A 7,976-nucleotide genomic window follows, 5' to 3' on the forward strand; every position below is an offset into this window, starting at 1 on the left:
TCCTCTGTCTTATTTTTGATAAGATAAATGACATTATTCCTTTTTAAAATATTCGTAGGAGTTCTTACTGAAAAAGTGAAAACTAGACTAAACTACAAACTTTATTAATCTATAGATAATAACCAGTACAATGAAGAATAACTATTAATAAATTTTACATTTCTTTCACAAGAGTATAAAACCACTTATAACTTTTAAGCTTTGCATCTGTAATATGGTCTAAAGTCAAACCTAAACTATTTTCAATTTCAGTTATATCTTCTTCTTTATCACTTTGTTCAACAATTCTTAAAAGTTCACCCAGAAACCCTTCATAATTTAAAACACTGAGTTTTATCTCATCCGAAACAGAAATATTATTCAACAACTCTTCCTTTGGCATAGAAAACAGAACATCAATATTTGAAAGCAATCCAACTAAAAAAGCACTATCACAATCGCTTCTTTTTAAATAATCGCTACACAAAATTTCCATTGTTTTTGCTTTCACAGCTACCATCTGAAAAAGTGGGGAATCAAGCCCAACATCATTTTTGCTAACATAACTTAACATTATTAACCAGTTTAAAAGTTTTTTCATACCTATAAGGCTTATTGCATGCTGAATAGATCTTACCTGATTCCTTAAATAAAAAGCAGCTGAGTTAATAAACTTCAATAAACTAAAACTTAAATCAGGATACAAATTGAATGTCTCTACAATCTTTTTTATACTTGAATCTTTGTTAATCAAGTTTATTAATCTAAGAATGCCCATTTTCTGGGGATCAATTTTCTTAGCTTCCAAAGTTTCAGGTTTTTCGAAATAAAATCCTTGGAAATAATCATAATCAAGAAATTTACACAATTCGTATTGTTCTTTATTTTCTACTTTTTCAGCTAGAAGAAAACAGTTTGTCTTTTTTAAATATCTTGTATTTCTAATAATTTCTTCTTCGCCAATATTTAAAAGATCCACTTTAATTATATCAATAAAAGGTTCCACATCTTTAAGAACATTTATATTAAATTGTTCAAAAGTAAAATCATCCAATGCAAATAGATACCCGTTTAACCTTAGATCTTCTAACCTTTCAAGCAACTCTTTATCAACAACAACATCTTCAAGAATTTCAAATATAAAACGTTTTGGTGGTAACAGCTCAATAATTGGCGACATTAAAACCTTTTTGTTAACATTTATAAAACCATATCCATTTCCAATTAAAACATCCACTCCAAAATGGTCTAACGCATTTACAAGGGTCTCAACAATAGCAATAAAAGGATCGTTTATTTCAGCTCTTGTCGCATCTCCTGACTTTCTAAACAACAACTCATACCCAACTAGTCTACTATTTTCGTCCAATATGGGTTGACGACCTATAAACGTTTTATTTAAATTCATATAATAATCAACCTCTATACGAGAATTTTAAAATCAATCCTAATTACTTTTTTCAAGGTATTTATCTACATCTATTCCTTGTGAACGATATTCATTCAATTTATTTCTCAGAGTTCTAACAGTTATTCCAAGTATTTCTGCGGCTTTTGTTCTATTCCCTCCAACATCTTTTAACGTGTTTAAAATCAGTTCCTTTTCCACTTCTGCAATACTTCTACCTTTCAGTTCAAAAGAGTTTTCTCTATTATTTTTTACATTATCAACATTATCTTCTTCTATAGTTTCATCACCATAGTTTTTACTAATATCAAAATCATTGCTAAAAACAAGACCATGTAAAAACAAATCTCTTGGCACTATCTTTTCATCTTTACTTAAAATTACAGCACGCTCAATAGTATGCTCTAACTCTCTCACATTACCAGGCCAATCATAATCTAAAAGAACTCTCTTCGCATCATCACTTAAAGCCTTCAATTTTTTCCCATTTATTTTTGAATACTTTTCTAAAAAAAACTCTGCAAGATAAAGTATATCTTCTTTCCTATCCCTAAGTGGGGGTACATGAATATTTATAACATTTAACCTATAATATAAATCCTCTCGAAAATTCCCATTATTCACTTCTTCTTTCAAGTCCCTATTAGTAGTAGCAATAATTCTTACATCTACCGAAACTGGCTTTATGCCACCAAGCCTTTCAATCTCCTTTTCTTGTAAAACTCTTAACAATTTTGCTTGTAAATGTAATGGTACTTCCCCAATTTCATCAAGAAGAATAGTTCCTCCATCTGCAAGCTCAAATTTTCCAGGCTTTCTCTTCTCTGCACCTGTAAAAGCCCCTTTTTCATATCCAAAAAATTCACTTTCCACTAAATTTTCAGGTACAGCAGCACAGTTAATAGCTACAAAGGGATTATTTTTCCGCCTACTATTTTCATGAATAAATCTAGCAAGGACTTCCTTACCAGTACCTGACTCTCCAGTAATTAACACTGTCGCTTCACTGCTTGCTACATCCATTGCAATAGAAAAAATTTCAGCCATATATTTACTTTTATAAATAACTTTTCGTTTATCATTATTTCTTAAAATCTTATGTTTCCCAAGGTTTAACCCTCTTGAGATAAGTTCTTCAACAACTTCTGGAGGAAAAGGTTTCACAATATAATCAAACGCGCCCATTTTCAAAGCTTCAACAGCAGTTTCTACTGTTGCATAAGCTGTAATAAAACAAACTGGTACATCTAAACCAGCATTTTTTAACATTTTGAAAAATGATAAACCATCAATTTTAGGCATCTTTAAATCTGAAATTATAAAATCATATCTTTTTTTCATAGCTTTATCAAAACCATCAGCTGCATCTACAGCAGTATCTACATTAATCCCCATGCGCTTGATCGTTACTTCTAAACCTTTTCTCATATTTTCATCGTCATCAACCACTAACACATGTTTTTTATCAAACATTTTCCCCTCTTTTTAACTTAATTAATATTTTAGTATAGCTTTTACCATCACTTTCAACAAAAATATTTCCTCCATGAGCCTTTATAATTTTATAAACAATGGATAATCCAAGCCCTGTCCCTTTCGTCTTTGTAGTATGAAAAGGAATAAATATCTTATCCAAAAATCCTTGATCGATACCACAACCGTTATCTTCAACCACAACAATGTCAAACCCTTTATCACAAAAATTATATAATTCAATTTTACCATTCTCACCTACAGCATCAATGGCATTATGAATAAGATTCATAAAAACCTGTTTCATTAGCTCTTTATCACAATAGATTATACTATCTTCGTTTATCCTATTAATAAATTTTATTTTTTTATCTAACATAAGATGTCTTAAGTAGAGTACAACATCATCCAGAATATCAGCAAGATAATGTTTTTCCATTTTCACAATGACATCTTTAGAAAATAATAATATATTCGATATAGTAGAATTAATACTTTTTACACCTTTTAAAATTGAATCAGCCAATGATTGTTTTTCTAGATCATTTTTCAAATCCCTAGAAAGTAATGAAGCAAACAGCTCTATACTGCCCAAAGGGTTTCTTATTTCATGAGCAATATTGGCTGCCATAACTCCCATTGTTTTTAAATGCTCATCTCTTCTATGCTCTTTCTCCATCTCTTTAAAATTCGTAACATCATCTATGGAAAATGTCCATCCATCTAAACCGTTATGGTTAAATTTTCCTACACTAATTCTGAACACTTTCCTTCCAAAATCTTTTTCAAAAATTCCTTCAAACATATTCTTTTTCAAAAATTCTAAAAATTTATCTCCATAAAAATCATATAACTCATCAAACTTCTTATTTGATATTATAATTTCTCCTTTATTATCCAATGCAACAATAGCACTATTTGCACTCATCAACACTGATGACAATAATGATGATACTTCCTCAAGCTGTTTATTTTTCTCCTCAATCTCTTTTCTTAATTTCTCAGTTTCATCTTTAAGTGCAGCATAACTATTTTGAAGCTTTTCTGTAGCTACATTAAAAGCATGAAATGCTTCACTTAATAACTCTATTTCGCTTCTTTTACTCTCTTTAGCCAATTTAACTCCTTCAATTCTTTTTTCGCTAACTTACTATAGAAACTATTAGGATAATTTTGTATAAGCTTATTGTAAAATATTTTAGCCTTTTCATCGCCCATTTTCAGATACGATTTTCCAAGAAAATAATATACTTTATCCATTCTACTATACTTACTATTTTTTAAAATGAATTCTTCAAAAAGCTTAGCAGCTAAATTATAGTCACCTGCTTCAAAAGCAATCATCCCTCTATCCAATATTATTTCTTTGAACTCATCTATTAAGTTTAACTTCTTGATGTCTTCATATAGTTTTTTGATTTCAGTAATTTTCCTTTCTTTCTCAAAGGTGTTTACAAGTTCATACATCAACCTATATTTTAATACAGGATTTTTTCTATACAGTTTTAAAATGTTATAAGCATCATCTTGCTTTGAAAATTTAAGCTCATCAAAAATTATTTTTAAATCTTTGTCGCTCAATTCATTTACGTTCTCCACCGTAATCTTTTCACCAAAAAGTATCCCAAGCATATTAACTATAGAAAAATTATAATTTTTAATCGTATTATATAAGTGTTTTGCTTTTTCAAAATCACCAAGCTTAAAATAACAAAATGATAGATACCCTTTTATAATTGCTAAATTACTTTCATTTTTTAGTAGCTTAATCCAATTGTTATTTTTATTATAAAATGTAATTCCACTAGCATAATTACCTTTTTGAATATAATTAATTATTTTACCAATAAAATAATCAGTTAGAATTGAGAGAAATTCATCTTCATATTTTCCATTAGGAAAATATACTAAATATTCCTTGCTTAATATTGCAGCTTTATCATTATTATGTTGTTTTATTAGCTTCTTTATATAATAATAATATGAACTTTCAAGCAAAACATCCCAATTCTTTCTAAAGTATATTTTTTTGTGATTTACCATATAGTTTTGTATTTCTTTCATAACTTTTTCATACTCACCATTTTCATACAACCTTCTTGTTTTAATAAGATAAATACTCTCAGCTAATTTTTCAGCTTCAGCCAAATATTTAGTTTCTGGAAACTCTGTAATTAGTTTATTTATATAATCTATACTTTGCTGATATTTACCTTCTTTTAAAAATTTTTTAGCAAAATTTAGAAATATCTGCTGTTTTATATCATACACATTATTAAGCTCTGGAGTATCAAAAAATTTTGACTCAAACTCACTTATTTTTTCTAAAGCTTCATTAAATCTCTTTTCTCTAAAATACGACTGAACTATAAGCCTAGTAGCCTTTGCAGTAAGATTTACATCAATGGAAGAATTTAAAACATCTATCAAGAAATCTATCCAATACTCAGTGGCATTTTCGCCTAAGTATTTTTCAACATAATGTACTGCTGCTTTCTGCCCACCAATACGTTTAGAATACTTTTTTTTACACTCCAAGAGTAAACTGTTTGCAAGGTTTTCTTTCCCAAGCTTTTCCAGTAAAAGTGCTGAATTATACATAGCTATATCTGCAAACTTACTATCTGGATAAATATTATAAACCTTTGCATATATCGATAATGCGTATTCTTCATCACCTTTTATCTCAAATGTTTTAGCTATTGCATATAAAGTATCAGCACCAAGTTTTATCAAATCATCTTTGCTGTTTATTACTTTTAAAAAATACTCCCTAGCTAATTCATAGTCTTTTAACATGGCATAAAACTTACCAATTCTTGCTAACACCTTAATAGAATTATCTTTAAACTTATCAGAATATTCCTTTAATGTATTAATAGCTTTATCATACTGTCCAATATGTTCATAAATAGATACAATTCTCATATAACTTTTTTTAGCAAACAATGTCTCGGGATATGTCACTATTATAGCCTTATAATCAAAAATTGCTTCAAAATACATACCAGCTTTTTCTTTACTGAGTGCTGAATAGTAAAGTGCATCTGAAGCCCTATAATTATCAGGAAATTTAGATGCAAAATCTGATAGGTAATCAGCAGCTCTAAGGTAGTTTTTAGGATCTTCATCCCCTAATTTGTAATAAAGCATTCCCAGCTTATAATAAGCTTCTTGAGCATAAAAATCGTTTTCATGCTTTGCAATTAAATCAAGAAGTTTATTTATGGCACTATTGTATAAACCATTATCAATTTCAGATTCTACTTCAGCTAATATTTTTTCAGCTGCATCATTTTTTATTTTTTTACTTTTTGTTTTTAAAATAGGTTTTTCAATCGGAGATTTCAAATTAAGATCGGATATCTTCTTCTTTGGTGTGATAAAAAGATAAATATCTTTACCATCTTTTTTTAAAAAATAATCTGCATCTGTTTTTAAAGCAATAATAATTTTATTGTCTGCTCCTTTAATATCCTTTAATAGCTTAGTTTTTGGTTCTTGTATCATTTTAAAAGCAATATTTTTATTTAAAAGTAAAATTATTTTATTATCATTTTTCTTAATAGATTCAAAATATTCACTTAATAGTGCAAATCTAATTACAACAGAATATTCAGTTTTATTAATATAAACACCCAATGTATGTCCAAGTGATGCATATATAATTAAAATAAACAGTACACGTTTAATCATAATTTAATTTTAAAATGATAAAAAAGTTTTTACAAGAAAAATTTAGAGAAGAAAGAGGGGAACTTAAGCCCCAACAATTTTAATACATATATCTACCAACAGCTAAAGCCACACTTTTCAATTCCCCCATCAACCTCAGAAAAATGTCAGGCTTTAAAGATTGCGCACCATCACTTAATGCGTTTTCAGGATCAGGATGAACTTCTATTATCAAGCCATCAGCTCCAACTGCAATAGCAGCCTTAGACAAAGCAGGAACATAATGCCAATGCCCAGACGCATGCGAAGGATCAATTATGATTGGTAAGTGAGATTTCTCTTTAACCACTGGGACACAACTAATATCAAGAGTATTTCTTGTTGCTGTTTCAAACGTTCTTATTCCTCTTTCACAAAGAACAACATTTTTGTTCCCCTCAGATAACACATATTCAGCTGACATTAAAAACTCTTCAATTGTAGTGGCCATTCCTCTTTTTAAAAGAACAGGTTTATCAGTTTGTCCTAAAAGTTTTAATAACGCAAAATTTTGTATATTTCTCGCACCAACCTGAAACATATCAGTATATTTATATACTACGTCGACATCTCTAGGATTAACTACCTCAGTTACAATTGGTAATCCAGTTATTTCTCGCGCCTTTGCCATATATTTTAAGCCAGTCTCTCCCAACCCTTGAAAGGAATATGGACTTGTTCTTGGTTTAAAAGCTCCTCCTCGAAGAATCTTTGCTCCAGCAGCTTTCACATACTCTGCAGTTTTAATTATTTGTTCTTCACTCTCAACTGAACATGGACCTGCAATTACCACAATTTCCTCTCCACCAATTTCTACACCTTTTACTTTAACAATGGTTGTTTCCTGTTTTACCTCTTTGCTTGCAAGCTTATACGGCTTTGTAATAGGTACAACCCTATCAACTCCTGGTAAATCCTCCACAATTCCTATTTCGTCCCTTTTACCACCAATCCCTACCAAACCAATCACATTTCTCTCTTTACCATAAATCACATGTGGAGTAAAACCAAGCTCTTCAGCTTTTTTACAAACATCATCAAGCTGTTCTCGTGTTGCCCCAATCTTCATAACTACAATCATAACAACCTCCAAAATTTTCTAAAAAAAAAAGGCCACAAGCGGTTTTACCGCCTGTGGCCTTTATATATAAATTACACCTTTACTGGCCTCAACAGGCGGCACTCCACCACTTGTTATAAAAAAAGTAAAAGAAAAAACTGTTAGACTGATTAAACAAAGATTTATTTGAGATTATTAATCCACAATTCATAATTTCCTTTAACAAAATTAAACTCCAATGTCAAACACTATTTTCTGGAGTCACCCCTTTTTTTGTACTACATTGTTTGATTGCATAGCGCAACTCCTACGTTTTTTTGTTGTATAAGTGGGGATTATGTT

Annotated in this window: 5 protein-coding genes; all 5 read right to left on the reverse strand. The window is 29.8% G+C overall.

From position 1 onward, the window contains the following. Positions 1-154: 154 nt before the first annotated feature. Complete coding sequence (locus OWK30_RS11315; protein WP_423326569.1) at positions 155-1,387, reverse strand: EAL and HDOD domain-containing protein; 1,233 nt, start codon at positions 1,385-1,387, stop codon at positions 155-157. A gap of 39 nt (positions 1,388-1,426) precedes the next feature. Then, positions 1,427-2,860, reverse strand: a complete 1,434-nt coding sequence (locus tag OWK30_RS11320; RefSeq protein ID WP_423326571.1) for a sigma-54-dependent transcriptional regulator — start codon at positions 2,858-2,860, stop codon at positions 1,427-1,429. Continuing rightward, positions 2,853-3,977, reverse strand: a complete 1,125-nt coding sequence (locus tag OWK30_RS11325; protein WP_423326573.1) for a sensor histidine kinase — start codon at positions 3,975-3,977, stop codon at positions 2,853-2,855. The genes OWK30_RS11320 and OWK30_RS11325 overlap by 8 nt, the downstream gene beginning before the upstream one ends. Next, positions 3,947-6,556 (reverse strand): tetratricopeptide repeat protein, encoded by a 2,610-nt coding sequence (locus OWK30_RS11330; protein WP_423326575.1) that lies wholly within the window; start codon positions 6,554-6,556, stop codon positions 3,947-3,949. Before OWK30_RS11330 ends, OWK30_RS11325 begins: the two co-directional genes overlap by 31 nt. A 79-nt stretch (positions 6,557-6,635) precedes the next feature. Continuing rightward, positions 6,636-7,655: a 3-deoxy-7-phosphoheptulonate synthase gene (gene aroF, locus OWK30_RS11335; protein ID WP_423326577.1), complete on the reverse strand. Its 1,020-nt coding sequence runs from the start codon at positions 7,653-7,655 to the stop codon at positions 6,636-6,638. Between the last annotated feature and the right edge of the window lie 321 nt (positions 7,656-7,976).

The sequence above is a fragment of the Deferribacter abyssi genome (assembly GCF_049472655.1).
Taxonomy (GTDB): domain Bacteria; phylum Chrysiogenota; class Deferribacteres; order Deferribacterales; family Deferribacteraceae; genus Deferribacter; species Deferribacter abyssi.

Bases quoted from the DNA above. Each gene is read 5' to 3' on its own strand.
- OWK30_RS11330 (WP_423326575.1), bottom strand. From the start codon at position 6,556: ATGATTAAACGTGTACTGTTTATTTTAATTATATATGCATCACTTGGA.
- OWK30_RS11315 (WP_423326569.1), bottom strand. From the start codon at position 1,387: ATGAATTTAAATAAAACGTTTATAGGTCGTCAACCCATATTGGACGAA.
- OWK30_RS11320 (WP_423326571.1), bottom strand. From the start codon at position 2,860: ATGTTTGATAAAAAACATGTGTTAGTGGTTGATGACGATGAAAATATG.
- aroF (WP_423326577.1), bottom strand. From the start codon at position 7,655: ATGATTGTAGTTATGAAGATTGGGGCAACACGAGAACAGCTTGATGAT.